The 23,187-nt window shown below is 63.8% G+C and carries 23 protein-coding genes; 7 read left to right on the plus strand and 16 right to left on the minus strand.

Features of this window, described 5'->3' with window-relative positions; all coding sequences use genetic code 11:
- Positions 1 to 63 precede the first annotated feature (63 nt).
- Positions 64 to 774, minus strand: a complete 711-nt coding sequence (locus AC097R_RS02950) for a TerC family protein (RefSeq protein ID WP_479596106.1) — start codon at positions 772 to 774, stop codon at positions 64 to 66.
- 320 nt (positions 775 to 1,094) lie between these two features.
- Here AC097R_RS02950 and AC097R_RS02955 point away from each other — a divergent pair, with 320 nt between their 5' ends.
- Positions 1,095 to 1,538 carry a DUF3717 domain-containing protein gene (locus AC097R_RS02955; RefSeq protein WP_479596107.1) on the plus strand — a complete coding sequence of 148 codons (444 nt, stop codon included), beginning with the start codon at positions 1,095 to 1,097 and terminating at the stop codon, positions 1,536 to 1,538.
- Between the two features lie 70 nt (positions 1,539 to 1,608).
- Here AC097R_RS02955 and AC097R_RS02960 read toward each other — a convergent pair whose 3' ends face one another.
- Positions 1,609 to 2,169 carry a YaeQ family protein gene (locus AC097R_RS02960; protein WP_479596108.1) on the minus strand — a complete coding sequence of 187 codons (561 nt, stop codon included), beginning with the start codon at positions 2,167 to 2,169 and terminating at the stop codon, positions 1,609 to 1,611.
- Complete coding sequence (gene purB / locus AC097R_RS02965; protein WP_479596109.1) at positions 2,169 to 3,548, minus strand: adenylosuccinate lyase; 1,380 nt, start codon at positions 3,546 to 3,548, stop codon at positions 2,169 to 2,171. Before purB ends, AC097R_RS02960 begins: the two co-directional genes overlap by 1 nt.
- 96 nt (positions 3,549 to 3,644) lie before the next feature.
- Between purB and AC097R_RS02970 the strand changes: the two genes are divergently transcribed.
- On the plus strand, positions 3,645 to 4,259 hold the full coding sequence (locus AC097R_RS02970) for a glutathione S-transferase N-terminal domain-containing protein (RefSeq protein ID WP_479596110.1): 615 nt from the start codon (positions 3,645 to 3,647) through the stop codon (positions 4,257 to 4,259).
- Positions 4,260 to 4,365: 106 nt separating this feature from the next.
- Positions 4,366 to 4,602, plus strand: a complete 237-nt coding sequence (locus AC097R_RS02975) for a hypothetical protein (RefSeq protein WP_310343275.1) — start codon at positions 4,366 to 4,368, stop codon at positions 4,600 to 4,602.
- A 9-nt stretch (positions 4,603 to 4,611) separates the two neighbouring features.
- Here the strand turns inward: AC097R_RS02975 and AC097R_RS02980 are convergent, their stop codons facing one another.
- The 8 genes from AC097R_RS02980 to AC097R_RS03015 form a co-directional block, all read right to left on the minus strand.
- The gene (locus tag AC097R_RS02980; RefSeq protein ID WP_479596111.1) at positions 4,612 to 5,061 is read right to left on the minus strand and encodes a nuclear transport factor 2 family protein; all 450 of its coding nucleotides are present in this window, start codon (positions 5,059 to 5,061) and stop codon (positions 4,612 to 4,614) included.
- Complete coding sequence (locus AC097R_RS02985; RefSeq protein ID WP_479596112.1) at positions 5,058 to 5,837, minus strand: SDR family NAD(P)-dependent oxidoreductase; 780 nt, start codon at positions 5,835 to 5,837, stop codon at positions 5,058 to 5,060. The genes AC097R_RS02980 and AC097R_RS02985 overlap by 4 nt, the downstream gene beginning before the upstream one ends.
- A 76-nt stretch (positions 5,838 to 5,913) precedes the next feature.
- Positions 5,914 to 6,453, minus strand: a complete 540-nt coding sequence (locus tag AC097R_RS02990) for a DUF3833 domain-containing protein (RefSeq protein ID WP_479596113.1) — start codon at positions 6,451 to 6,453, stop codon at positions 5,914 to 5,916.
- Positions 6,450 to 7,742 (minus strand): MFS transporter, encoded by a 1,293-nt coding sequence (locus tag AC097R_RS02995; protein WP_479596114.1) that lies wholly within the window; start codon positions 7,740 to 7,742, stop codon positions 6,450 to 6,452. Before AC097R_RS02995 ends, AC097R_RS02990 begins: the two co-directional genes overlap by 4 nt.
- Positions 7,739 to 8,308: a chalcone isomerase family protein gene (locus tag AC097R_RS03000; RefSeq protein ID WP_479596115.1), complete on the minus strand. Its 570-nt coding sequence runs from the start codon at positions 8,306 to 8,308 to the stop codon at positions 7,739 to 7,741. Before AC097R_RS03000 ends, AC097R_RS02995 begins: the two co-directional genes overlap by 4 nt.
- Positions 8,309 to 8,326: 18 nt before the next feature.
- The gene (locus AC097R_RS03005; protein WP_479596116.1) at positions 8,327 to 9,562 is read right to left on the minus strand and encodes a class I SAM-dependent methyltransferase; all 1,236 of its coding nucleotides are present in this window, start codon (positions 9,560 to 9,562) and stop codon (positions 8,327 to 8,329) included.
- A gap of 32 nt (positions 9,563 to 9,594) precedes the next feature.
- Complete coding sequence (locus tag AC097R_RS03010; RefSeq protein ID WP_479596117.1) at positions 9,595 to 10,386, minus strand: DUF1365 domain-containing protein; 792 nt, start codon at positions 10,384 to 10,386, stop codon at positions 9,595 to 9,597.
- Between the two features lie 3 nt (positions 10,387 to 10,389).
- The gene (locus AC097R_RS03015) at positions 10,390 to 11,682 is read right to left on the minus strand and encodes an NAD(P)/FAD-dependent oxidoreductase (protein ID WP_479596118.1); all 1,293 of its coding nucleotides are present in this window, start codon (positions 11,680 to 11,682) and stop codon (positions 10,390 to 10,392) included.
- Between the two features lie 158 nt (positions 11,683 to 11,840).
- Between AC097R_RS03015 and AC097R_RS03020 the strand changes: the two genes are divergently transcribed.
- Positions 11,841 to 12,710: a ferritin family protein gene (locus tag AC097R_RS03020; protein ID WP_479596119.1), complete on the plus strand. Its 870-nt coding sequence runs from the start codon at positions 11,841 to 11,843 to the stop codon at positions 12,708 to 12,710.
- Here the strand turns inward: AC097R_RS03020 and AC097R_RS03025 are convergent.
- Entirely contained in the window at positions 12,693 to 13,925 is a 1,233-nt protein-coding gene (locus AC097R_RS03025; protein WP_479596120.1) for an HD-GYP domain-containing protein, read from the minus strand. The genes AC097R_RS03020 and AC097R_RS03025 overlap by 18 nt on opposite strands.
- Before the next feature lie 82 nt (positions 13,926 to 14,007).
- Between AC097R_RS03025 and AC097R_RS03030 the strand changes: the two genes are divergently transcribed.
- Positions 14,008 to 14,502 carry an adenylyltransferase/cytidyltransferase family protein gene (locus AC097R_RS03030; protein ID WP_479596121.1) on the plus strand — a complete coding sequence of 165 codons (495 nt, stop codon included), beginning with the start codon at positions 14,008 to 14,010 and terminating at the stop codon, positions 14,500 to 14,502.
- Between the two features lie 26 nt (positions 14,503 to 14,528).
- Here AC097R_RS03030 and AC097R_RS03035 read toward each other — a convergent pair whose 3' ends face one another.
- Positions 14,529 to 15,278: a hypothetical protein gene (locus tag AC097R_RS03035; protein ID WP_479596122.1), complete on the minus strand. Its 750-nt coding sequence runs from the start codon at positions 15,276 to 15,278 to the stop codon at positions 14,529 to 14,531.
- Positions 15,279 to 15,483: 205 nt separating this feature from the next.
- On the opposite strand from AC097R_RS03035, the gene AC097R_RS03040 reads away from it, so the two are divergent.
- The gene (locus AC097R_RS03040; RefSeq protein ID WP_479596123.1) at positions 15,484 to 17,019 is read left to right on the plus strand and encodes a hypothetical protein; all 1,536 of its coding nucleotides are present in this window, start codon (positions 15,484 to 15,486) and stop codon (positions 17,017 to 17,019) included.
- A gap of 243 nt (positions 17,020 to 17,262) precedes the next feature.
- On the opposite strand, the gene AC097R_RS03045 is transcribed toward AC097R_RS03040, so the two are convergent.
- Together AC097R_RS03045 and AC097R_RS03050 are read right to left on the minus strand one after the other, a co-directional pair.
- Complete coding sequence (locus tag AC097R_RS03045) at positions 17,263 to 17,553, minus strand: hypothetical protein (protein ID WP_479596124.1); 291 nt, start codon at positions 17,551 to 17,553, stop codon at positions 17,263 to 17,265.
- A gap of 153 nt (positions 17,554 to 17,706) precedes the next feature.
- Positions 17,707 to 18,555, minus strand: a complete 849-nt coding sequence (locus AC097R_RS03050; RefSeq protein ID WP_479596125.1) for a DMT family transporter — start codon at positions 18,553 to 18,555, stop codon at positions 17,707 to 17,709.
- 136 nt (positions 18,556 to 18,691) lie between these two features.
- Here AC097R_RS03050 and AC097R_RS03055 point away from each other — a divergent pair, with 136 nt between their 5' ends.
- On the plus strand, positions 18,692 to 20,401 hold the full coding sequence (locus tag AC097R_RS03055) for a phospholipase D-like domain-containing protein (protein ID WP_479596126.1): 1,710 nt from the start codon (positions 18,692 to 18,694) through the stop codon (positions 20,399 to 20,401).
- A gap of 50 nt (positions 20,402 to 20,451) precedes the next feature.
- On the opposite strand, the gene glnE is transcribed toward AC097R_RS03055, so the two are convergent.
- The gene (gene glnE / locus AC097R_RS03060) at positions 20,452 to 23,166 is read right to left on the minus strand and encodes a bifunctional [glutamate--ammonia ligase]-adenylyl-L-tyrosine phosphorylase/[glutamate--ammonia-ligase] adenylyltransferase (RefSeq protein ID WP_479596127.1); all 2,715 of its coding nucleotides are present in this window, start codon (positions 23,164 to 23,166) and stop codon (positions 20,452 to 20,454) included.
- Between the last annotated feature and the right edge of the window lie 21 nt (positions 23,167 to 23,187).

Consider the following 23,187-nt stretch of genomic DNA (forward strand, 5'->3'; position numbering starts at 1 on the left):
CATAGCACCGGGCTGTGTCACCGCCCAGAGGCCAGAGCCTCCGGGCTGGCGGGTGCAGCGCGCTTAGCCGTTGTGTGGCACGGCGGCCTGGGCCCGCTTTTGGCTCCACCAGCCTGCTGCCAGCACGCCAACCACGGCCACGATGTAGACCGCCCAGCGTGCAGCTGTCTGGGTGCCGTCGATGCCCGATGCATCGCCAAATACCGAGCGCAGCAGCGCCTCGCTCACCACCATCTTGGCCGCGGTGAAAGCCAGTACGGCAGAGCCCAACTGAATGATGAGAGGAAAGCGCTCCACCAGGCGCAGCACCACGGTGCTGCCGAACACCACAATCGGCACGCTGATCAACAGGCCGATGATGACCAGGTCAAACGCGCCATGGGCCGCACCGGCCACGCCCAGCACGTTGTCGATGCCCATCAGGGCGTCGGCCACCACAATGGTCTTCATCGCACCCCAGAAGGTGCTGGCCATGGGGCCGTCATGCTCATTCCCGCCCTGGTCGGCCAGCAATTGGTAGGCAATCCACAGCAGCCCCAGGCCCCCCACCAGCATCAGGCCGGGGATCTTCAGCAGCCAGACCACGCCTACCGTCATCACCGAGCGCACCACGATGGCCCCCACGGTGCCCCACACAATGGCTTTGCGTTTGAGGTGCTCGGGCAGGTTGCGCGCCGCCAGCGCGATGACGATGGCGTTGTCGCCAGCCAGCACCAAGTCGATGAGCACGATAGCCAGCAGCGCTGACCACCAGGAGGTAGAGAGAAATTCCATGACAGATCCAGGTTGAAATCGATGTTTTGCACACCGCGTTCTGGATCTGGGGGAATGGGGTGGGGGACACCACAAGCACACTTCGATCAAGCCCGCGGTGGGCTCCAATCGAAGGTCTTGCTCAGCAAGGTATGGTGCCTTGCCCAACAAGCCGGAAGCAAAAAGCTTCGTATTGACGACTTGCTGAAAACCGCTGGATGGCAGCGGGCGGGAGCTACTCCCCTTCGTGAGCGGCAGTGTACTGAGGTGCGGGAAGGGCCTGCAAATAAAGGGGGCTTTGGGCCTGCCGGTATATGATGCGCCCCCTTCTACGGGAATCTATGGCAGGCATCCACATCACCGACATCGAGTCGGCCATCAACTACTGGCGAGCCCGCGAACCCTCGCCCGATGGGGTGGCCTTGCCCGCGCCTACGCGCGCGCTGGCCGAGGTGTACGCCCTGCTGGTCTACTACCACGAGACCGAGGCCGACGAAGCCACCATGCCGCCCAAGGCACTGGCCGCCTGGCTGACCTGGTATGAGAGCACGCCCGACACGCCTTGCATCGCCATTTGCTCCACCAGCCAGGGAGACGATCTGTGCAAAGGCTGTGGCCGCACCTTTGAAGAGGTGCAGTTTTGGCCCGAGATGGGCCCGGCCGCCAAGCGCGCCACCTGGCGGCGCATCACGCTGGACGCCACGTCCTGGCGCTTCAACAAATATTCCGAGCGTGCGGCCGAGGGGCGCAACGTCCCTGTCGTCGATTTGCTACCAAAAGAATAGCTGCTTGCGCAATATCGACGGGGGCTAGAGGCCTATTGTGCTTGAGGCGGCAGCATGGAACCACCCGTCTTTACTTCCAGCGAATCGGCTCGATGTCCACGGTGTTCACGCCGTCGCCCAGCATCAGCACCCCTTCTTGCACCGTCGCCTGGAGCTGCATGCTGCGTTGCGCCAGCTTGGCCAGGGCCTGCGATGTGACCGATGGAATGCGCCACACCTGCAGCCTGTCCAGCCGGCTGAGCTTGCTCTCCATGCCCTTCCACCAGATGTCGGCCGAATGGGCAAAGGGATAGAGCAGCACCGCATCGGCCTTGTTGCAGGCTTTGCTGATGGGTTTGTCCTCGGGCTGGCCCACCTCGATCCACAGGCGCTTGTGGCCTGTGAAGTCGGTCAAGGACACGTCGGGGTCTTCCACATCCGACAAGCCTGCACCAAAGGCCAGCACGCCGTCGCCATTGCACACGCTTTGCAGCTTGTAGGCATTGAAGGCCAGCGCCACCAGGCGCACCATCATGCGTTCATCGGTCTCGCTGGGGTGGCGCGCCAGCGTCAGCGCGTGGTCGGCGTAGTAGCTGTTCTCGATGTCTGCAATCTGCAGGTTGGCCTTGTAGATGGTGGATTTGAGTGCCATCAGACGCGTTTCGCGAGTTCCGAGGCCTTGCCGGTATAGCTGCCCGGTGTCATCGCCAGCAGGCGGTCTTTCTCTTCCTGGGGAATCTCCAGCCCGGCGATAAAGCCTTGCATCAGCTCCTTGGTCATGGCCGCGCCGCGCGTGAACTTCTTGAGTTGCTCGTACGGCTGGGGCAGGCCAAAGCGGCGCATCACAGTCTGGATGGGCTCGGCCAGCACTTCCCACGACGCATCCAGGTCCTCGGCAATCGCGGCCTCGTTGATTTCCAGCTTGTTCAGCCCGGTCATCAGCGAGCTGTAGGCCAGCACGGCGTAGCCCAGGGCCACGCCCATGTTGCGCAGCACGGTGGAGTCGGTCAGGTCGCGCTGCCAGCGGCTGATGGGCAGCTTCTCGCTCAAGTGGCGCAGCATGGCGTTGGCCAGGCCCAGGTTGCCCTCGGCGTTTTCAAAGTCGATGGGGTTGACCTTGTGCGGCATGGTGCTGGAGCCCACTTCGCCATCCTTCAGGCGTTGCTTGAAGTAGCCCAGGCTCACGTAGCCCCAGATGTCGCGGCTCAGGTCAATCAGGATGGTGTTGGTACGCGCCACGGCGTCAAACAGCTCGGCCATGTAGTCATGCGGCTCGATCTGGATGCTGTAGGGCTGGAAGGTCAGGCCCAGGCCCAGCGGCTCGGGCGTTTCCACCACTTTGCGGCTGAAGGCTTCCCAGTCAAAGTCGGGCCACGCGGAGAGATGGGCGTTGTAGTTGCCCACGGCGCCGTTCATCTTGGCCAGGATCTTGACGCTGGCAATGCGGTCGCAGGCCGCTTGCAGGCGCACCACTACGTTGGCCATCTCCTTGCCCACGGTGGTGGGGCTGGCGGTCTGGCCGTGCGTGCGGCTCAGCATGGGCACATCGGCGTAGGCATGGGCCATGTCGCGCAGCTTGAGCACGATCTTGTCCAGCGCGGGCAGCACCACCACATCGCGGGCCGAGCGCAGCTGCAGGCCATGGCTGGTGTTGTTGATGTCTTCGCTGGTGCAGGCAAAGTGCACAAACTCGCCAGCCTTTTCCAGTTCGGGGCGCGCCTCGAACTTGGACTTGATCCAGTACTCCACCGCCTTTACATCATGGTTGGTGGTCTTTTCAATAGTCTTAATGGCTTCGCCGTCGGTTTCCGAGAAATTCTTCACCAGGCCCAGCAAGTAAGTACGGGCTCCCGGCGTCAGTGGCTTGAACTCGGCAAAGCCCGCATCGCTCAGGGCAATGAACCACGCCACCTCCACCTGTACGCGGCGGTGCATATAGCCCAGTTCGCTGGTGAGGGGGCGCAGGGCGGCGAGCTTGGGGGCGTAACGGCCGTCGAGCGGGGAGAGGGCGGAAATGGCGGAGAAAGTCATCCCCGAATTGTAGGTTGTGCGCCACGCCCGACCCCAGGGGCCGTTCTGGCAAACCCCGCTGGATAGAATCAACCCTCAAGCAACTGCCAAGACCCCATGAAATTACTCGGATCCACTTCCAGCCCCTATGTTCGCAAAGTCCGCGTCGTGATGGCCGAGAAGAAGCTCGATTACGCCTTCGTCCCCGAAGACGTTTGGGCGGCAGACACCACCATCGCCGAGTCGAACCCGCTGGGCAAGGTGCCATGCCTGATCATGGAAGGCGCCGAAGCCTTGTTTGACTCCCGCGTTATCGTCGAATACCTGGACACCCTCTCGCCCGTGGGCAAGCTGATCCCGTCCGTGGGCCGCGAGCGCGCCGAAATCAAGACCTGGGAAGCCCTGGCCGATGGCCTGATGGACGCCGCCATTTTGGCGCGCCTGGAAGCCACCTGGGCCGGCCGCAGCAAGGCGCAGCGTAGCCAGACCTGGATTGACCGCCAGATGGTCAAGGTGAACGACGCGGTGAAGGCCATGGCCCGCGGCCTGGGCGAGAAGCCGTTTTGCGCAGGTATTCATCTGAGCCTGGCCGACATTGCCGTGGGCTGTGCGCTGGGCTACTTGGACTTCCGTTTCCCCCAGATCGACTGGCGCACCGACAACCCCAATTTGGCCAAACTGGCCGAAAAACTGGCGCAGCGCCCCAGCTTTGCCGACACTGTGCCGGCCTAAGGCTGGTGCGGCTTTGCGGCCAAAAAGCGGCTGCAAGCCTCTTTTTGTGCGGTATTTCACAAAAACGCTGGTCAAAACCCGCGCCAGTGCTTACAGTCTGCCCACCATGGCGACTTTCAAGACCATTTACAAATGCCGCGAATGCGGCGCTACCAGCTACCAGCCGGTGATTGATCGTGCCGCCAATGGGGCCTTGAAGCCCACCGGTGAGTACAAATGCACCGGCTGCCGCAACGTGTTTGCCACCCTGCGCGCCTGGTGGGAACCGCGGCGCCCCGTAGAGTTTCACCAGGACTTTCAAGGCAGCAAATTCGGCAACCAGGCGAACGCCACCGGGCGCTGATTTCGCCGTCTAACTGTTGGCTCGCCGCTTGAGCCAGCGCATCACACCGCCCACCACGGGCAATTTCTCGTACAGCTCCTCCGCTGCGTCCCAGTAGTCGCGGTGCAGTGTCACCAAGCCGGTGGTGTCAAATACCAGGTGCGATCCCCCCAAAATCACCTGCTCCTCCTCCGGCCGAAAGCGCCGGAAGCGAAAGCGAAACTCCCACGTCAGAAAACACTGTTGCCCCTGCACGATGCGCTCGCGCACCACGAAGCGGGGTGCCTCCAGCGCCTCGAACATGTGGGCAAAGACATGCGTAATCGCGCTGATGCCGATCAGGTCGTTGAACGGGTCCTTGAAGCGCGCATCGGCTGCGTAAAACGCGGGCAGGGTCGCGACCGAGGCGGGTGTCAGGGTTTCAAACAAGGCCACCACGCGGGTGACGGCCTCGTCGCTGGGCAGGGTGGGGGTGGTCATAGGGTGGCGCGGCTAACTAGGTAAAAGTAGGCCCGGTACGGCAACACGCGCAGGGCTTTGAGCCACAGCGTAAACCGTTTGGGGAAGTGGACCTCGAAGCGGCCCCGCGCCCAGCCCGCCAGAATGGCTTGGGCCGCCTGGGCTGGGGTCAGCAACGCGGGCATGTCAAAGTCGTTCTGCGCGGTCAGCGGGGTTTGCACAAAGCCGGGGTTGATCAGCGACACGCCAATGCCCCTGTCATGCAGGTCCAGGTACAGCGTCTCGGCCAGGTTGATCAATGCCGCCTTGGTCGGGCCATAGGCCAGGCTATTGGGCAGGCCGCGGTAGCCCGCCACGCTGCCCACCAGCGCGATGTGTCCGGCGCCACGCGCCAGCAAAGCGGGCAGCACGGCGCTCAGCACATACAGGGCGCCGGTGTAGTTCACCGCGGTGTGGCGCTGCAGGTCGGCCAGGTCCAGCGCCGTGGCGCGCATGGCGGCGTAGTGGCCCGCGCAGTACAGCACGCAGTCCAGCGGACCGCGCGCCAGCAGCTGGTCGGCCGCGGCGTGCACGGCGGCGGCATCGGTTGCGTCCAGCGGCAGCGCCGTGCTGCCGGGGTGCGCCGCCACAAACGCCTCCAGCGCCGCGGCTTTGCGGGCCGACACCACCACTTGCGCACCTTGGGCATGCAGGGCAGCCGCGGTGGCCAGCCCGATGCCGCTGGAGGCGCCGACGATCCAGACCGTCTTGCCGTGCCAGTCGCGCAGCGGGGGATTCAGGGGTTGAAAGAAGGGCATGGGAACAACCTTTGCTCTTGTTTTGATAGCTGCTCGCGCAATGGATATAGGGGCTAGGTGCCGATTTTGCGTGTAACTACGGGCGTTTGGTGAACGACAGCGTCACCTCGCCCAGCCGCACGCCGAACTTGGTCATCGTGGCCTTGTTGAGCATCACGGTGTCGGTCATCAGGTACATCCAGTCGTCGAATTTCACGTCATAGACGGAACCATCCACTGGCAGACTCAAGGTGTAAGTCCAGTAAAACGCGTTGCCACGCGCCTGGCCCTGGGCCGTGCTCACCACGTCGTCCGCGGTGCCGGTGTAGCGGCCATCGGCCAGCTTTTTCAGGCGCCAGATGCGCTTTTGCGTCGTGCCGTCGGAGTAGCTGAAGTCTTCGTCCAGCACACCCTCATCGCCCTGCCAGCTGCAGCGCATCACCACGGTGAAGCGCTTGACCACCGCGCCCGAGCGGTCGGTGAACACGCCATAGGCATCCAGCACGCCGCTGAAGTACTGCTGCAGGTCCAGCACCGGTTTTTCGTTGGCGTAGCTATCAATACGTTGGGTGCTGCAGCCGCCCAGCGCGAGTGCACTGGCTGCGGTGGCGGCGCTCAGGAGCAGGCGTCGTTTCATGGGGTCTTCCGGATGATGAGGGTGGACAGCAGCACGGTGGCCACAGCTTTCAGCGCGCAGGGCAGCAGGCAATAGGCGGCGGTGAGCGCCTGCAGCGCGCCGGGGTCGCGCGTGCCGGGTGTGTAGCCCCACAGGCCCAGCAGGGGCAGGGCCACGCCGGCGGCCAGCGCCAGGTTGAGCTTGGTGGCAAAGTTCCACCAGCCAAAGTAGGCGCCCTCGGTGCGGCCGCGGTCCCCCGCGGCGGCAATGGTGCCGGCCAGGAGTGCGCCGGGCAGGGCCAGGTCGGTGCCCAGTGCCACGCCGGAGAGGGCGCACACGGCCAGAAACGCCGTGCTGTCGCCCGCGCCCAGCTGGGTGGCGAAGACAAAAACCGCCATGGACAGCAGCATGCCCAAGCGCCAGGTGCGCGCCAGGCCCAGGCGTGGCACCACGCGCAGCCACAGCGGCAGCGCCAGTGCCGCGCAGACAAAGTAGCTGCCCAGGAACAGCGGCTGCTGGCTGGCCGGGGCCTGCAAGCGGTCTTGCACAAAGAACAGGATGAGCGTGGCGGGCACGGCGCTGGCAATGCCGTTGACGACAAACACCGCCAGCAGCGCGCGAAACGCGGGCCGCGTGAACGGCAGCCAGACCGATGCGGGCCGGCCGGCGGAGAAGCCTGCTTCGGCTGCGCTGGCCGCACCCACCGGGGGCTGGTGTGCCACCTGCCAAGCGGCCCAACCCGCACCAAGTGCTATCAAAAACAGAGCTGCTGTCGCAGGTAATCCGAGGGCTAGCGGCGCAATCGATGCCAAAACGACGCCCAGCAGGCCCAGGCCTTCGCGCCAGGCCACCACGCGGCTGCGCTGCAACTCGTCCCCACCCAGCCGTGCGCCCCACGACTGGTGCAGGATGCTTAAAGTGCTGTAGGCCGCGTAGGTGACCACCAGGCAGGCGGTGGCCCAGAGCACCAGGGCACCGAGGCCTTTGACGGGTGGGAAAAACAGCAGTGCAAAACCTGCGCCCAGCACGACGCAGGCCAGTGCGGCCCAGGCCAGCACGGCGCGTAGCGACTGGGCAAACAGCCGGTCGCTCCAGCGGCCCAGCAACGGGTCGATCAACGCGTCGAACAGGCGCGCCGCCAGCAGCACCGCGCCCAGCGTGGCCAGTGGCACACCAAAGGCCGTGGCGTAATGGTTGGGCAGCGTGACGTACAGCGGCAGCGCCACAAACGCCAGCGGCAGGCCCATGAGGCCATAGCGCCAACCGGCATGCCAGTCGAACGGGGCCGTGCGCACGGTGCTGCGGGTCATGGCGCCAACCCCGCCAACAGCTCAGCACGCAGGCGTGGCTCGCTGGTCCAGGGCGCCAGCCAGATGCCAAAAAACTGCGGGCCAAACGCCGGGTCGACCACGGTGGCGCGCAGCGTGCCGTTGAAGAAAAAGCGGGTGCCCGCGCCCGGCGCGTGCAGGCCCGTGAGGCGGTCGCCTTCTTTCACATCGGGAAAGGCCTCCACCATGGCCTGCAGCCAGCGCTGTTCGGTGGCGGTGTCCAGGGGGCCGCCGCGGCGCATCTCCTGCAGCGAGCGCTCCGCGATGGCCTGGCCCTTGAGCGCGCGCAGGTAGCGCAGCTCCAGTGCCATCGGAAGGGCGGCGTACTGCGTGGCATCAAAGCCCGGCGCCACCCACAGCTGCGCGTCGTAAATCGACAGGCCGAAAAACCGCATACGCGTACCACCGGCGGCCTTGGCCTGCGGCAGCTGGGCTTGTACTTCCGGGGGCATCGCTGCCTGTGCACTGGCCACACCGGCCAGGCACAGCGCGCCCACGCTCCCGCCCCAGCGCAGCAAGCTTCGGCGGGTGGGCGGGGTGTGGCGCATGGCGGGGGCTGCCGGCGTTTAGGCCGCGCGCTTTTGCAGCGTGTACTGCACCACATCGATGTTGCGTTCATCGAAGGCGGCTTCGCAGTAGGCCAGGTAGAACTCCCAGATCAGCATGAAGCGTTGGTCGAAGCCAGCGGCCATCACACGGTCACGCTCGACCAGGAAGGCATCGCGCCAGCGGCGCAGCGTCTCGGCGTAGTCGGGGCCAAAGGCGTATTCGTCCACCACCTCCAGCCCCGCAGCGCGGGCCTGTGCGCGGAACTCGCGCGGGCAGGGCAGGCAACCGCCGGGGAAGATGTACTGCTGGATGAAATCGGTAGACGTGATGTAGCGGTCAAACAGTGCGTCGTCGATGACGATGCTTTGCACGCACGCACGGCCACCCGGCTTGAGCAGCTGGGCCACGCTGGCGAAGTAGGTCGGCCAGTACTCGCGGCCCACGGCCTCCACCATCTCGATGGAGCAAATGGCGTCGAAGGGTGCGTCCGCAATGTCGCGGTAGTCCTGCAGCCGCAAGTCGGCCTGGTCTTGCACGCCAAAACGCTGCATGCGCTCGCGCGCAAAGGCCAGTTGCTCGGTGCTCAGCGTCACGCCCGTGATGGAGGCGTTGAACTCCGTGGTCGCCATCTCGGCCAGTGCGCCCCAGCCACAGCCGATCTCCAGCACGCGGTCACCGGCCTGCACGCCGGCCATGGACAGCGCGCGCCGCACCTTGGCCTTTTGCGCCTCGGCCATGGGCTGGTCCGTGTTGCCCGCGAAGATGGCGGACGAGTAGTTCATGGTCTCGTCCAGCCACAGCGTGTAGAACGCGTTGCCCAGGTCGTAGTGGGCGTGGATATTTTTCTGGCTGTTGGTCTTGGTGTTGCGGTTCAGCAGGTGCTTGATGCGGTACAGCAGCCGCCCGGCCCAGGTTCCGTAAATCACGCCTTCTACCTCGGCGCGGTTCTTCACCAGGACGCGCAGTAACTCGGTCAGGTTGGGCGTGCTCCAGTCGCCCGCGATAAAGCTTTCTGCAAACCCGATGTCACCCGATTTCAGCGCCGCACTGCAGACATTCCAGTTGTGCAGCTGCAGGCTGGCGTGGGGCAGGGCCTCGCCGCCAAAGCGCTGCATGCTGCCGTCGGGCAGCTGCACGGTCAGGCTGCCGTGGCGCAGGTGCTGCAGCAATTTGAGCACGGTGCGCGCGGCGGCCGGTGTGCCGCGGGGCAGCGTGAACGAGGGTGCGGTGGAGGTGATGCTGTTGGTGTCCATGGGGCTTCTCACGCGGTCATGCAAAAAAGGGGTTAGCGGGTGGTCAAGGTCGTGGGCGGCACGGGCTTGCGAAAGAACGGAACTCTTTTGAGCCACAGCTTCAGCGCCTGCCAGTGGATGCGTGCCACCACACCCAGCGTCATGGCCGGGTAGGTCCACAGCGCGCGGCGCACGCTCTGGGCGTTCAATGGCTCCAGCGTGCCGCTCACGCTGGTTTCGATCAGCGGGCCTTGGGCGTCGTCGTAGTCGACGCGCGCCACGGTGCGCTGCAGGTCAGCGGTCAGCAGAAAGCGGAAGCGGTAACCACCCTCCACGGGGCAGAAGGGCGAGACATGGAACACCTTGTCCGCGCGCAGCTCTGCGCCATAACTTGGCTGGTCCAGCAGGTAGCAATGGCGTTCGCCAAAGGTGTTGTTCACCTCCACCACGATGGCGCGCAGGCTGCCATCCGTGCGGTGGCAGTACCAAAAGCTCACGGGTTTGAAGGTGAAACCCAGCACGCGGGGGTAGCAGTGCAGCCAGGCCTCGCCATCGGCATCGTCAATGCCTTCGGCGTGCAGCAGCGCGTCCAGCCAGCCCAATGCGCCGCCCTGTTCGGGGCCGCGGCCATCGCCATGGTCGCGGTCATAAAAGCTCAGCGGTGCCCAGCGGTTGCGTGCCAGTGCGCCCGGGCCCTGCACCTGCAGGCTGCGCAGCGGCAGCATGAGGAAGTAGGTGCCGTAGGCAAAGGCGTGGTGGGCGGGCCGCAGCCGCGTGTGACGCACCTGCCCAAAGCCCAGCAGGGCTGCGTGCGCCGTTGGGGATGCGTGCGCGGCTGGGGCCATGGCTCAGGCTCCGCCCGCCAGCACGGCCTGCAGGCGCTTGGCGACCTTCAGGCCAGACTTCAGGCCGTCTTCGTGAAAGCCATAGCCCGTCCAGGCGCCACAAAAGTAGGTGTGCCGCTGGCCCTGCAGTGCGCCCACCTCGCCCTGCGCGCGAATCGCGGCCAGGTCAAACACCGGGTGGGCGTAGTCAAAGCTGCCGTGCACATGTTCGGGCGCAATCTCGCGCACCGGGTTCAGCGACACCACCACGCTTTGCGCAAACGGCAGCGGTTGCAGCATATTGAGCAGGTAGTGCAGGCAGACGCGCGCGGAGTCGTGTGCACCGTCGGCACTGCGTTCGTAGTTCCAGGCGGCCCAGGCGCGGCGGGCGCGCGGCAGCACCGTGGTGTCGGTGTGCAGCACGGCGTGGTTGGCCTGGTAGCGGATGGCGCCCAGCGTGGCGCGCTCCTGCGCTGTGGCATCGGCCAGCAGCGCCAACGACTGGTCCGAGTGGCTGGCCAATACCACTTTGTCAAAGCGCTCGGTCTGGCCGTTGCTGGTGATCAGCACACCGTCGGCCATGCGCTCCACCAATTGCACGGGGGTGTTCAGGCGTTTGTCGGTCACCTGCGCCACGATCTTTTGCACATAGTGTTTGGCGCCGCCGGTCACGGTCCACCACTGGGGCCGGTTGCTGACCTGGATCAGGCCATGGTTGTGGCAGAAGCGGATCATGGTGGCCACGGGAAACTGCAGCATCTGGTCGGTCGGGCAGCTCCAGATACAGCCCAGCATGGGCAGGAAATACCAGTCGCGGAACTCGGCGCTGAGCTGGTGCTGGTCCAAAAATGCGCTGAGGGGCTGCATCAGCTCGGCCTCGGCGTTGCGCTCGGCAATGTGCGTTGCCAGACGGTTGAAGCGCAGCACGTCGCTCAACATGCGCAAGAAGCGCGGGTTGACCAGGTTGCTGCGCTGGGCAAAGACGGTGCTGAGCGTGGAGCCACTCCATTCCAGCGGGCCACCGGCCTTGGCACCAGGCACTTGCACCGAGAACGACATGTCGGATTTGGCGGTGTCCACGCCCAGTTCGGCCAACAAAGCGATGAGATGGGGGTAGGTGCGTTCGTTGAACACCAGAAAGCCGGTGTCTACTCCATGGGTGACCGGGCCCAGGGGGCTGGGTAGGGTCACATCCACGGTGTGCGTGTGGCCACCAAAGTAGTTGCCGGCTTCGAACAGCGTGAGGTCGGCCTGTCCACGCAGCGTGTGGGCGACGGCGAGGCCGGAGATGCCGGAACCAACGATGGCGATTTTCATGAATTGAACTATAAAGTAATTTTGTGACTGTGTGGTAATTTATCGGATTGACGGGTCACAATCGAGGCTAAGGCCTTGGTTTGTCACGAAAAAGCCATAGCTGTGTCAAGGTGTTGACATACGGCCCGACTAAAATTCAAACGCATTGAAAGGTTGCCATGCTCTACCCTGAACTCTTCAAACAGCTGGAATCGGTCCGTTGGGACATGGACAAGGACATTCCCTGGGCATCGTTCGACGCCAGCCAGCTCTCCGACGAGCAGGCGGCCACCATCAAGATGAATGCCATCACCGAGTGGGCCGCGCTGCCGGCCACCGAGATGTTCTTGCGTGACAACCGCGGCGACAGCGACTTTTCCGCCTTCATGTCCATCTGGTTCTTTGAAGAGCAAAAGCACTCCCTGGTGCTGATGGAGTACCTGCGCCGCTTCCGCCCCGACATGGCGCCCACCGAGGAAGAGCTGCACGCCGTGCGCTTTGAGTTCGACCCCGCGCCCGTGCTGGAAACGCTGATGCTGCACTTTTGCGGCGAGATTCGCCTGAACCACTGGTACCGCCGTGCCAGCGAATGGCACACCGAACCCGTCATCAAGGCGATCTACACCAAGCTCAGCCAGGACGAAGCCCGCCATGGTGGCGCTTACCTGCGCTACATGAAGCGCGCGATCAGTAATTTCGGTGTGGAGGCCAAGAGCGCCTTTGCCAAAGTGGGCGTGCTGATGGCATCGGCCCGCCGCACTGCCCAGGCCCTGCACCCGACCAACCTGCATGTGAACAAGGCGCTGTTCCCGCGCGACACCGTGCAAAGCCGCCTGCCCAACCCTGAGTGGCTGGAGCATTGGCTGGACAAGCAAATCAACTTCGACGCCGTGTGGGAAACCAAGGTGGTCGAGCGCATCCTGCACAACCTGAGCCTGCTCATGGAGCGCAGCTTCACCACCGTGCAAGAGCTCAACAAGTACCGCAAAGAGCTGGCCCGTGAGCTGGGGGCCTCCATGGAGGCCGTGGCCTCACCACGGTCGGTCTGAGGACGGGACGGCGGTGAGCGGCAGCAGCCGCTCCAGGTTGATCTGTACCTTCACATCGCGGTGCGCCACGCTGGCCACAATGCGGTATTCCTTGAGGCTGGAATCGCGGATGGTGGGCTCCACCGTCGGAATGCCGCTGCGGTTCACCAGCACGGCCACGCGTGGCGTGGTGGTATTGGCACCGCGCTTGATCACCACCGCAATCTCGTTCGTCGCCAGCCGCACGTAGGAGCCGGGCTGGTAAATCCCTACCGCCTTGATCAGCGCTGCACCGGCTTCGTCAATCGCCTTCACTTCATCAAAGTAGCAGGCCTGCATGGCCGCGGCCGGGGCCAGCGGCACGCGTGCGGCGCGCGGCGCCAGGCGGGCGGCAAACATGTCGGCACGCTGGATCAGGCGCGCCAGGCGTTGGGGCCGGGTGCGGTCCGCCAGGCGGCCGGGCGCCTGCCGGTGGTGGTCGCGCACGGCGGCCAACCAGTCGTGGTCGCCCACGCCCATGGCCTGCAGCATCTGGGCCGAGCGCTCGGCGTGGGTATCGATCGCCGCGCGTTGCGTCGCCGTGGGTGGCTCCAGCTGGATGGCCAGCCGGTCCTGCAGATCGGTCATGCCAATGTTCATGGTCAGCGCGGCCTGGGCCACCAGGATCTGGTCGGCTTCGGGCCAGTTCAGCACCTCTTTGGCGGCCAGGTTGCACATCACGCTGACCAGCATGGCGTGGGTGGCGCTGTACATGCGGGTGTCGGTGGCAGACAGGTAGATCAGCGCAAACAGGGTGCCATCGGCATTGCGCTGCATATTGCGCTGCAGCTGGCGCAACAGGCGCACCATGCGTTCGCGGAACATCGCGGGCTGGGTCTCGCGCAGCAGGGAGTTGGCCACCTCCTGCAGGTCCAGCCAGTCCATGCGGTCGTCCGCGGCCGCGGCACGTTCGGCCGCACTGGGGTCGTTGGTGATTTGGGTGCCGGCAATCTGGCCCAGGGTTTTTTCGTCGCGCACCAGGCCGTGCAGGCGCTCCACATAGGCGCGGTGGTGGGCTTCGGAGTCGGCCACATCGATGTACAGGCCGCCGCCGCGCTGGGAGATTTCGTCCAGATCCTGGCGTGTGGCCACCACAAAGGCCTTTTTGGCCAGCAAAACGCCGTTCTTGTCCATCAAGGGGAACGGCAGCGGCTGGCCGATGCGGATGGACTCAACGTTGACGGGAACAAGGTGCATAGAAGTCGGCGAATTATGCAATGCGCGCACGCGTGGCCCGGCCGGCGATTCGGCAAAACGGCGTGCTGCTAGCATCTTCGTCATGGAATCTATCGACCAGTCTCCCGCTTTTCTTCAAAAAATCGTGCCGTCGCATGCTTTGGCGGCCGCCTTGGCGGATTTGCCCCGGCCCTGGGTGTTCACCAACGGCGTGTTTGACGTGCTGCACCGCGGCCATGTGATGTACCTGGCCCAGGCCCGCGCGCTGGGCGGCAGCCTGATCGTGGCGCTGAACACCGATGCCTCCGTCAAGCGCCTGGGCAAGGGCGACGACCGCCCGCTGAACGCCGAGGCCGACCGCGCCATCGTCATGGCCAGCCAGGAGGCCGTGAGCCTGGTGACCTGGTTTGGTGAGGACACACCCGTAGAGATCATTGCGCAGATCCGCCCCGACATCCTGGTCAAGGGCGGCGACTACGACATGGCCAAGCTGCCCGAGACGGCACTGATGGAATCCTGGGGCGGGCGGGCGCTGGCGCTGCCGTTTGTGCAGGGCTACTCCACCACCAAGCTGGTGCAGAGGATTCGGGCGGGCTGAGGTACGGCGGTGAACACGGGGCGCACCTAGCTGCTTCGCTGGTAGGCCGACACCCCCCAGTTTGTCCAGCTGCCAAAGCCCGTGCTGCTCTGCGTGGGGTTGGCGCCCTGCCCGAGCGCGCTCAAGGTGGCTTGTTGGCTTTTGAGAACGCCGGAGCGTTGGTTCAGCGTGGTCAAAGACAAGCCCACATTGCCATTGCCAGCCAGCTCCTGCGTCGCCGCGTTGAAGACCTGTTGGCCCAGCTTGTTCAAGGTGGCCCGCACAGCGGCCGGGTCTGCCTTTTGTGCGGCATCCAGCTGTTTGGTGTCCAGCACCAGGCTGCCGCCCGTGTTCAGGCTGAAGCCCACTTTCTTGAGTGCCTCCACCGTGGCCGAGTCCGCGCCCACCGCGCGCAGCAGGTTGGCGCCGGTGCGGCTGGCACTCTGCGCCGCGGCGGGTTCCCCGGGCTGCGCGGCGCTGGTCTTGGCGCCAGCCAGGGCCGCGTTGAAAGCGCTGGTGAAATCACCGGCAGCCGACTTCTGCGCCGCCGCCGTGCTGGTATTGCCCAAAACACCCAAGCCACGCGCGGCCATCTGCGTGCCTGACACGGCGGACTGCAGTTTGCCAAACGTGGAGAGTTGCGCGGTGGTCGTATCCACCTGCGCCTGAATGCGCTGGTCCGCCTTTTTGAGCCCCGCCTGCGCCACCAAACTCAAACCACCCGTGGCCTGCGTGCTGGCGCTAGCCCCCAGGTACTGGGTGGCCAAATGGGCTTTTACAAAGTCGTTGATGTTCATGGCGTAGGCGTCCGCAAAGCTGCGTGGCGCGACCGAACCAGTCTATTCCTATGTTGGGGTGCTGGGAAGTGGTTTGACCGTGGGCATGGTTATGGATGTCTGTCGGGGCTAAGTTGCGCTTCGCTAACTTGGGTTGGGCGGCCGATGTCGCTTGGGGGAGCGGCCGTGTCAGACTGAAGGCGGACCTTAGATTAGGCACGCAACGTTGGACAAAGCCGTCATTTGCTTTTTTACAGTGCACCTCAGAAGGGAAACCTCTCTGAATTTTATTAGAGTCGATTACCATCCGCGCATCGAATTGGCAGACCGCAAGGAAACAGGCTTGAGAGACCGCAAATTTCGCGCAGCTGCATTACTGTTCCTGTTCCTAAGTGCCTCAGCTCGTAGCGAGGGAATTAGCACCGGCGCAGAGAGCTTGTTGTGGCCAGCAATCATCGTTGCGAGCCCATTCATCATGGTGAAGAAGTTACTTTTTGGATCTGATGAAGGAGCCCGCAAGTCAACCGAAAAAGTAGCTGATCAGATCCTTGATGCATTCAAGGACGACTTGCCGCTTAAAGGGCTCAATCTAGGGCCTCTTGATGTTCGTTGGTCGCTCAGTGAATTGCTGGTGAACAGCCGCATCCCGTTTGTGGAAATTGGTGCTGGGGGATCTGTGGATTGGTTGATGTCCGAGTCAAAAGATCCACTGGCATTTCAGGGCCTCGCAAAGCAATCAAAAGTACTTCGCCTCTCTTTAGGCCAACGTAGTAGCCCAGATTGTTTTCAATGGAAGAGTGACTACAACGACTTTACCAAGAAGCCACCAGTGAGGCCGGGTACTTGCCTTATCGCAGTCTTTGCAAATGAATGGAGGAGCAATATTCGCATAGAGGTGAATGCGGCAAAAGTCAGTAGCCGTGAACTGCGCTGGGATGTAGTCGATCAAGTTACAGATAAGTTGTACCTGTCTTTGCCATTTTGGGAGAGTCAAATCGAGGGGCGGCCACTGCGAGTAGTTCCTACGGTTAGGCGCGGCATCGATCCGTTTGGAAAAGTCGTGAACAAACTGAGGCCAATTGGCCAGCCCGGTGAAAACGATCCTGATGCAAATCCGCATCCCTACGCTATGGAATGGTTCAAAGAGCCTGACCAGCGTCGAGACGGCAGGCTATCAAGACGGGAAGTCAGCGGTACATTTCGTTCGGTTCAAGGTACATGGGAAATGCCCGCCAATGGAGCCGGTAGTGAAAGCTGGGAAAGTGGGTATGAGCGGGCCTACAGGACTGGAAAGCCTGTTCTGCTTAACAACTCAATGCTCATTGTTCCCAGTACAAATTTGATTGGTCCCGCGTGCGCAAATCCGTATCGGCGTCGATGTGATTTTTCAAAGCAATTCCTTTCGGAGTTTGGCGTGATAACGACCATTTCTGATAGCGCCGGCATCATTACCTTTGATGATGGGCGGGTTTCAAAATTTCAGATGCGGGTCAATGTTGCCGCCCGGTCATTCGAGGGAGATGTTTTTTGGAATTTTGGAGTTACCCCGAAGGCCTTGCCAGAGGAGGCTCAGGTCTGCAATGACTATGAGAACAGGTGCGAGTTCAGCGTTGAAGCAGTCCGTCTAGTTGATAACGAACTCGTTATTTTTGGACACTTTTGGGGGAAACCGAGTGTGGCCACTGCTTTGCAGGAATTCCACTTTGAACTTGTAGTTCCTCCCTCCGAAATGCCAAAAATAGCTGTTGGGGTTACCAATTAGCGAACCACGTTTAGCGAAAGTGCCGTCAACGAATGAGTTGGTTTGTACCTTTCAACGCAAAATATAGCGAACCCCTGTTTCCGCATTTGGCACTTTGGCGACCACCGAGAACGACTGCTGGTCGGTCTCGAAAACCGTGAACATGGGTTACCCGGAACCGGGCAGTGGCGACTGTCGGCAATCGCCGCAGAGCCGAGGCGCCAACAGACTGAATGCAGACATTCGGTTCGCTGAAATTCCTGGTCAGTCGAGCTTTCGAACAAGACGCGCATGATCTGTGTAAGTGAAGGTGAGAAGGGCCTCGCCGTTTTCCTGAATCTCCAATAGGCAACTCGATCTGCGGCCTGTCGAAGGCCACAGCGCAACGAAGCTTAGCTTTTGGCTGGATAACTGCACTTTACTGACTTGTGCAGACTCCCCATCGCCGGGATCAACTGCAGTGACTGAAATTGAGCCTTGATGTTCCGAAACGGTATAAGCCACCTCAGATGTGTATTCATCTGGTCCGACCCAGGTGCCAATAAGTTGATTCATGCCGTGGCGCGCCTAACGAATAATGTAAGTAGGACTCATTGGAATCGTATCAAACTGAGCCTCACTGCGGGATGACCGCTTACGCCGCAAACCGGCCCCCCACTAGGCAGGATGAAACACAACACCAGCGCACCCGCGCCAGCTGAAACGCCCTTAGCCCGCCGCCTTGGCCCGCGGCTTGTAGACGTTGACGAGATTGCCCACCAACATCAGCGATGCACCCACCAGCAGCATGGGTTTGAAGCCCTCACCATAGAGCAGCATGCCCACCACTCCAATCAGTGGCAGCCGCAGAAAGTCCAGCGTTACCACCACGCTCACCTCGGCGGTCTTCATGGCGTGGGTCAGGCAAAAGTGGGCGCTGAGCGCGCTGAGGCCAATCAGCGTCAGCCACACCCACTGCAGCGGCGTGGGCACCACAAAATGGCTGGCGCTCAGCAGCAGGCCCAGCGGCAGCTGCACCAGGCACATGTAAAACAGGATGGTGAGCGGGGCTTCGGTGGTCGATAGCGCCTTGGTTGCGACATAGGACAGGGCATAGCAGACCGCGGCGCCCAGTACATACAGGGCCGCCGGGTTCACGATGTCGCCGCCGGGGTTCAGGATCAGCACCACGCCAATGGAGCCCAGCGCAATCGCCACGGCCTTGCGCGCGGTCAGCTGCTCCTTGAGGAACAGTGCCGCAATCAACAACGTCCACAGCGGCGTGGTGAATTCCAGCGCAAACACCTGTGCCAGCGGCAACAGGCCAATGCCCAGAAACCAGCCGTACTGCCCCACAAAGTGGAACAGGTTGCGCCCCACCTGCAGCTTCAGCCGCTGGGTGCGAAACAGTTCGGTTTTGCCGGTGCGCCAGATGATGGCGCTGACCACCACCAGCCCGATCACGCTGCGCGACAGCAGAATCTGGAAGGTGTTGATGCCACCGGCCAGCTCGCGCCCGCCAATGGCCATGAGGCAAAACGAGACCAGGGCACCGGTCATCCACAGAAAAGCACGCATGGGATTCAGACAACAAGAAAAGGGTGAAAGGCTTGACGGCAACCAGCCAGGTGTTTCGGCGGGTTGCTACGAAAAATATAGCTGCTCGCGCAACATCGACGGGGGCTAGACGCCTATTTTTATCACAAGTGGTTGGATGGTGCGGCGTCGCACGCTGTTTGCCGAGCTTTTCGCTACAGTGGTCGGCACCATGCTGTCCCTGTGCCTTCCCCCTTCCTTGGCCGTAGCGCGCCAGCGTGGGGTGGAGGCGGGTGTTTGGCGCAGGCTGGCCGGGGGCCTGCTGTGCGCGGTGCTCACCGGGTGTGCGTCACTGCCAAGTTCGGCGGACCGACCGGTCTCCTCCGCATTGGCCAACCCGGCTGAGACACGGCTGGGCGCGGCGGTGGCGGCGCAGGCCCGCCAGGCGGGTACGCGCAACGACTCGGGCTTCGCGCTGGTGGGCGGTGCCGAGCTGGCCTTCAGCAGCCGCATGGCGCTGATCCAGGCGGCGCAAAAGACGCTGGACCTGCAGTACTACGCCATCTTTGCCGACGAAACCACTGAGCGCATGTTCGACGCGCTGCGCGCGGCGGCGGCGCGCGGCGTGCGCGTCCGCCTCCTGCTGGATGACTTCAACACCTCGGGCAAGAACGCCCAGGTGCTCAAGCTCGCGTTTGAGCCGAATATTGAATTGCGCCTGTTCAACCCATTGCCGGGCGGGCGCGGCTCCATGGTGGGGCGGGTACTCAGCAACCTCAAGGACACGGCGCGCATGCAGCGGCGCATGCACAACAAGATGCTGGTGGCCGACAACGCGGTGGCCATCACCGGCGGGCGCAACCTGGGCGAGACCTACTTTGGCCAGGGCCAGGACAGCAACTTTGTAGACCTGGACGTACTGGCTGCGGGCCGCATCGTGCGTGAGCTCTCCCACAGCTTCGACCAGTACTGGAACAACCCCCTGGCCTACCCGGTGCAGTCGCTGATGACGGTGCGGGAGATTGATGCTCTTAAACCCATGCCGGCGCCCGCGGTAGCCAACGCTGCAATCGACGCCACCAACTCGTTGGCGCTGGCCGCCGCACCTGCAGGGGCCGAGTCCACCGCCAGCACCCTGCCCGGCACCACCGACCTGCGTTTGTTGACCTGGACCTGGGCACCGTCTGCGCTGCTGGTGGACAAGCCGTCCAAAATCGCCGTCGACGCCGACACCACCGAGGCCGCGCAGGACACCACGGTCGACGGGCTGCTGCAGCTCATGGCGCAGGCGCGGCGCACGCTGCTGATCGTGTCGCCCTACTTTGTGCCGGGCGAGCGCATGCTCAAGGCCTTTGCCGACCTGCGCCGGCGCGATGTGCAGATACGCGTGCTGACCAATTCCCTGGCGTCCAACGACGCGCCGGCCGCCCACGTGGGCTACGCGCGCTACCGCCGTGCGCTGCTGGCGCTGGGCATCGAGCTGTACGAAATGCGGGCCGAGCAGCAGGGCACCTTCCGCAGTTTTGGCGCATCCGCACTGGGCAGCGGCAATGCGGGCTCACGCGCCAGCCTGCATTCCAAGCTGGTGGTGATGGACGACGCGCTCTTGGTGGTCGGCTCCATGAACCTGGACCTGCGCTCGCAGCTGCAAAACAGCGAGGTGGCCATCGCCATCCGCAACCGCGCGATTTCTGCAGAAGCCACGCGCCTGGTGGAGCCTACGCTAGCCCACGGCGCCTACCGCGTGGAACTGCGGGAACAGCAGCTGTGGTGGCGTGCGCCGCCGGGTGCGGCGTTCCCCGACACGTCGTCGGAGCCCGACGCCAGCCTGGGGCTGCAGTTCATCACCACGCTGATCGCGCCCTTCGCGCCCGATGAGATGCTATGAAAAGAGGAGCTGCTTGCGCAATGTTTGCGGGGGCTGGCAGCCTGAAAGACTCACAAGCTGCCGAACGCGGCTGCCCACAGTGCCAGGCCCGCGGCGCGCTCCTGCTGCGCCGCCGTTTCGTCCACCTGGGTGGGCTCTTCGTTCAGCCGGGCCGTGTGCTGGATCTGGCGCAGCACCCGGTAGGCCTGGGCCGCGTTCTCACCCACGGGCTCCGGCAGCAGGCCACAGGCCTGGGCGCGCAGCAGCAGGGCAATGTTGCCCACGTTGTCCAGCAGTTCCGGGTGCTTGCACCCTTGCGAGAGCACGAGAAACTGCACCGCAAACTCGATGTCCACCATGCCGCCGGGGCTGTGCTTCACGTCAAACTGCGTGCCCTTCACGGGGTGGGCGCTGCGCACCTTCTCGCGCATGCTGCCAATCTCCTGGCGCAGCCCCGCCTCTTCGCGCACCGCACCAATCACGGCGGCACGCACCGCGTCAAAGCGGGCCTGCAGGGCCGGCGTGCCCAACACGCAGCGCGCGCGCGTCATGGCCTGGTGCTCCCAGGTCCAGGCGGTGTTGCTCCCACGCTGCTGCTGGTAGTTGGCGTAGGCGTCAAAGCTGGTCACCAGCAGGCCGGAGTTGCCATTGGGCCGCAGCGCGGTGTCGATCTCGTAGAGGTCGCCCTCGCCAGTCTTCACGGTCAGCCAGTTGATGAGCTTGCGCACCAGCGCGGCATAGACCTCGCCAGCGCGTTCGTCGGCATCGTCGTAGACAAACACGATGTCCAGGTCCGAGCCATAGCCCAGCTCTTTACCGCCCAGCTTGCCGTAGGCAATGATGGAAAACTGGTGGTCGGGGCGATGGCGGTTCTTCAGCCGCTCCCAGCACCAGCGGGTGGTGATGCGCAGTACGCTCTCGGCCAGCGCGCTCAGGTCGTCGGCCACTTGTTCGACGGTCAGCACGCCTTCCACATCGCGCGCCAGCGTGCGGAACACCTCGGCATGGTGGGCGCGGCGCAGCAGGTTTAGCAGCGCCTCGTCGTCGTCCTCGGCGCTGCCTTGCAGCGAGGCCATGCGGCGCTCCAGGTCCTGCTCAAAGGCCACGGCATCAAAGCGCTCTTCCAGAATCGCGTTGCTGGCCAGCTCGTCAATCACACCGGGGTGCTTGAGCAGGTAGCGTGCTGGCCAGCGCGCGGCACCCAGCATGCGCAGCAGGCGCTCGTGCACCTGGGGGCGCTCCAGCAGCATGGCCAGGTAGCTCTCACGGCGCAGCAGCGGCTCCATCCAGTCCACCAGGCGCACGGCGGCGTCTTCGGCCACGCGGCCTTCGGCCAGCCACTGGCCGGTGCGCAGCACCAGGCGGCCCAGGCGTGCGCGCGATTCTTCCTTCAGGGCCAGCACGCGCGGGTGCTCGCGCCAGGAGGCCACGCGCTCCTTGAAAAGCCCTTGCAGCTGTTCCAGCACCGTGTCCAGATCGCTGGGCGTGGCGGCTGCGCCCTTGCCGCTGCAGCTGCCGCGGCATTCCGAGGGCGCGCCGCCCAGCAGGGCGTCAAACTCCTGCGCCACCAGCTCGCGGTGCAGGTCCAGCGTTTGCAGCAGGGCGCAGCCGTCGTGCAGGCCCAGGGTGTTGGCGATCCAGCGCAGGTCGGTCTCGTCGGTGGGCAGCACATGGGTTTGCTGGTCGTCCAGGTACTGGATGCGGTGCTCCACCAAGCGCAAAAACACATAGGCCTGGGCCAGGCCGTCGGCCGTGGCCTGTGGCATCAGCCCGGCCACCACCAGACGCTGCAGTGCGCTCACGGTGGGGCGGGTGCGCAGCTCGGGGTACTGGCCGCCGCGCACCACCTGCAGCAGCTGCACGGTGAATTCAATTTCACGAATACCGCCGCGCGACAGCTTCACATCGTTGCTGCGCTCGGGGCGGCCCGCGCTGCGCTTGGAGGCGTGGTCGCGGATCTGGCGGTGCAGCCCGCGCAGCGCGTCGAATACGTTGTAGTCCAGGTAGCGGCGGAACACAAAGGGCACCACCACGCCGCGCAACTGCTGCGCGCAGCTGGAGCCAATGGCCTGCTGTGGGGCCACCACCCGACTTTTCAACCAGGCAAAGCGCTCCCACTCGCGGCCCTGCACATGGAAATACTCTTCCAGCGCGCCCAGCGATACGGCGGGCGGGCCCGAGTTGCCGTTGGGCCGCAGCGCCAGGTCCACGCGGAACACAAAGCCGTGTTCGGTGGTGTCTCCCACCAGCGCATAGATGGCTTTGACCATCTTGGCAAAGAATTCCTGGTTGGAGATGCGGCCCCGGCCCTCAGCGTTGCCGGCAGTGTCGCCGTCTTGGTCGTAGACGTAAATCAGGTCGATGTCGCTGGAGACATTGAGTTCGCGCGCGCCCAGCTTGCCCATGCCGATGATGCACAGCTGGCACAGCTCGCCCTGCGGGGTCAGGGGGGCACCGTGGATGGTGTGCAGGGTGGCAAAGCTCTCGTGGTAGGCCACTTCCAGGGCCCATTCGGCCAGCTCCGTCATCACCCGGGTCACGCTGGTCAGATCGGCCACGCCGCCGCAATCGAGCTCTACCAGGCGCTCCAGCACCAGCTGGCGCGTGATGCGCAACGCGGTGGCGGCATCGGGTTGTTGTGCGCGCAGGGCCTGGTACAGGGCCTGCAGCGCAGCGCGGTCAGGCGCCCCGGGGGGAAGCAGGGAGAGTTGTGCCTCGTAGCGGCGCCGAATGCGCTGGCCAAAGCGGGAGCCCTCCAACCAGGGTGAAGACTCAATGCGGGTCATAATTCCTGACATAGTCCCGAT

Source organism: Rhodoferax sp. ZS1R25, from assembly GCF_056521335.1.

What these genes read in the sequence shown, in the direction of transcription:
- AC097R_RS03045 (WP_479596124.1), bottom strand. Translation starts at nt 17,553, where the DNA reads ATGAATCAACTTATTGGCACCTGGGTCGGACCAGATGAATACACATCT.
- AC097R_RS03055 (WP_479596126.1), top strand. Translation starts at nt 18,692, where the DNA reads ATGGTGCGGCGTCGCACGCTGTTTGCCGAGCTTTTCGCTACAGTGGTC.
- AC097R_RS03035 (WP_479596122.1), bottom strand. Translation starts at nt 15,278, where the DNA reads ATGAACATCAACGACTTTGTAAAAGCCCATTTGGCCACCCAGTACCTG.
- AC097R_RS02975 (WP_310343275.1), top strand. Translation starts at nt 4,366, where the DNA reads ATGGCGACTTTCAAGACCATTTACAAATGCCGCGAATGCGGCGCTACC.
- AC097R_RS02980 (WP_479596111.1), bottom strand. Translation starts at nt 5,061, where the DNA reads ATGACCACCCCCACCCTGCCCAGCGACGAGGCCGTCACCCGCGTGGTG.
- AC097R_RS02995 (WP_479596114.1), bottom strand. Translation starts at nt 7,742, where the DNA reads ATGACCCGCAGCACCGTGCGCACGGCCCCGTTCGACTGGCATGCCGGT.
- purB (WP_479596109.1), bottom strand. Translation starts at nt 3,548, where the DNA reads ATGACTTTCTCCGCCATTTCCGCCCTCTCCCCGCTCGACGGCCGTTAC.
- AC097R_RS03050 (WP_479596125.1), bottom strand. Translation starts at nt 18,555, where the DNA reads ATGCGTGCTTTTCTGTGGATGACCGGTGCCCTGGTCTCGTTTTGCCTC.
- AC097R_RS02950 (WP_479596106.1), bottom strand. Translation starts at nt 774, where the DNA reads ATGGAATTTCTCTCTACCTCCTGGTGGTCAGCGCTGCTGGCTATCGTG.
- AC097R_RS03025 (WP_479596120.1), bottom strand. Translation starts at nt 13,925, where the DNA reads ATGCACCTTGTTCCCGTCAACGTTGAGTCCATCCGCATCGGCCAGCCG.
- AC097R_RS02985 (WP_479596112.1), bottom strand. Translation starts at nt 5,837, where the DNA reads ATGCCCTTCTTTCAACCCCTGAATCCCCCGCTGCGCGACTGGCACGGC.
- AC097R_RS03005 (WP_479596116.1), bottom strand. Translation starts at nt 9,562, where the DNA reads ATGGACACCAACAGCATCACCTCCACCGCACCCTCGTTCACGCTGCCC.
- AC097R_RS03000 (WP_479596115.1), bottom strand. Translation starts at nt 8,308, where the DNA reads ATGCGCCACACCCCGCCCACCCGCCGAAGCTTGCTGCGCTGGGGCGGG.
- glnE (WP_479596127.1), bottom strand. Translation starts at nt 23,166, where the DNA reads ATGACCCGCATTGAGTCTTCACCCTGGTTGGAGGGCTCCCGCTTTGGC.
- AC097R_RS03020 (WP_479596119.1), top strand. Translation starts at nt 11,841, where the DNA reads ATGCTCTACCCTGAACTCTTCAAACAGCTGGAATCGGTCCGTTGGGAC.
- AC097R_RS02990 (WP_479596113.1), bottom strand. Translation starts at nt 6,453, where the DNA reads ATGAAACGACGCCTGCTCCTGAGCGCCGCCACCGCAGCCAGTGCACTC.
- AC097R_RS02960 (WP_479596108.1), bottom strand. Translation starts at nt 2,169, where the DNA reads ATGGCACTCAAATCCACCATCTACAAGGCCAACCTGCAGATTGCAGAC.
- AC097R_RS02955 (WP_479596107.1), top strand. Translation starts at nt 1,095, where the DNA reads ATGGCAGGCATCCACATCACCGACATCGAGTCGGCCATCAACTACTGG.
- AC097R_RS03030 (WP_479596121.1), top strand. Translation starts at nt 14,008, where the DNA reads ATGGAATCTATCGACCAGTCTCCCGCTTTTCTTCAAAAAATCGTGCCG.
- AC097R_RS03015 (WP_479596118.1), bottom strand. Translation starts at nt 11,682, where the DNA reads ATGAAAATCGCCATCGTTGGTTCCGGCATCTCCGGCCTCGCCGTCGCC.
- AC097R_RS03010 (WP_479596117.1), bottom strand. Translation starts at nt 10,386, where the DNA reads ATGGCCCCAGCCGCGCACGCATCCCCAACGGCGCACGCAGCCCTGCTG.
- AC097R_RS02970 (WP_479596110.1), top strand. Translation starts at nt 3,645, where the DNA reads ATGAAATTACTCGGATCCACTTCCAGCCCCTATGTTCGCAAAGTCCGC.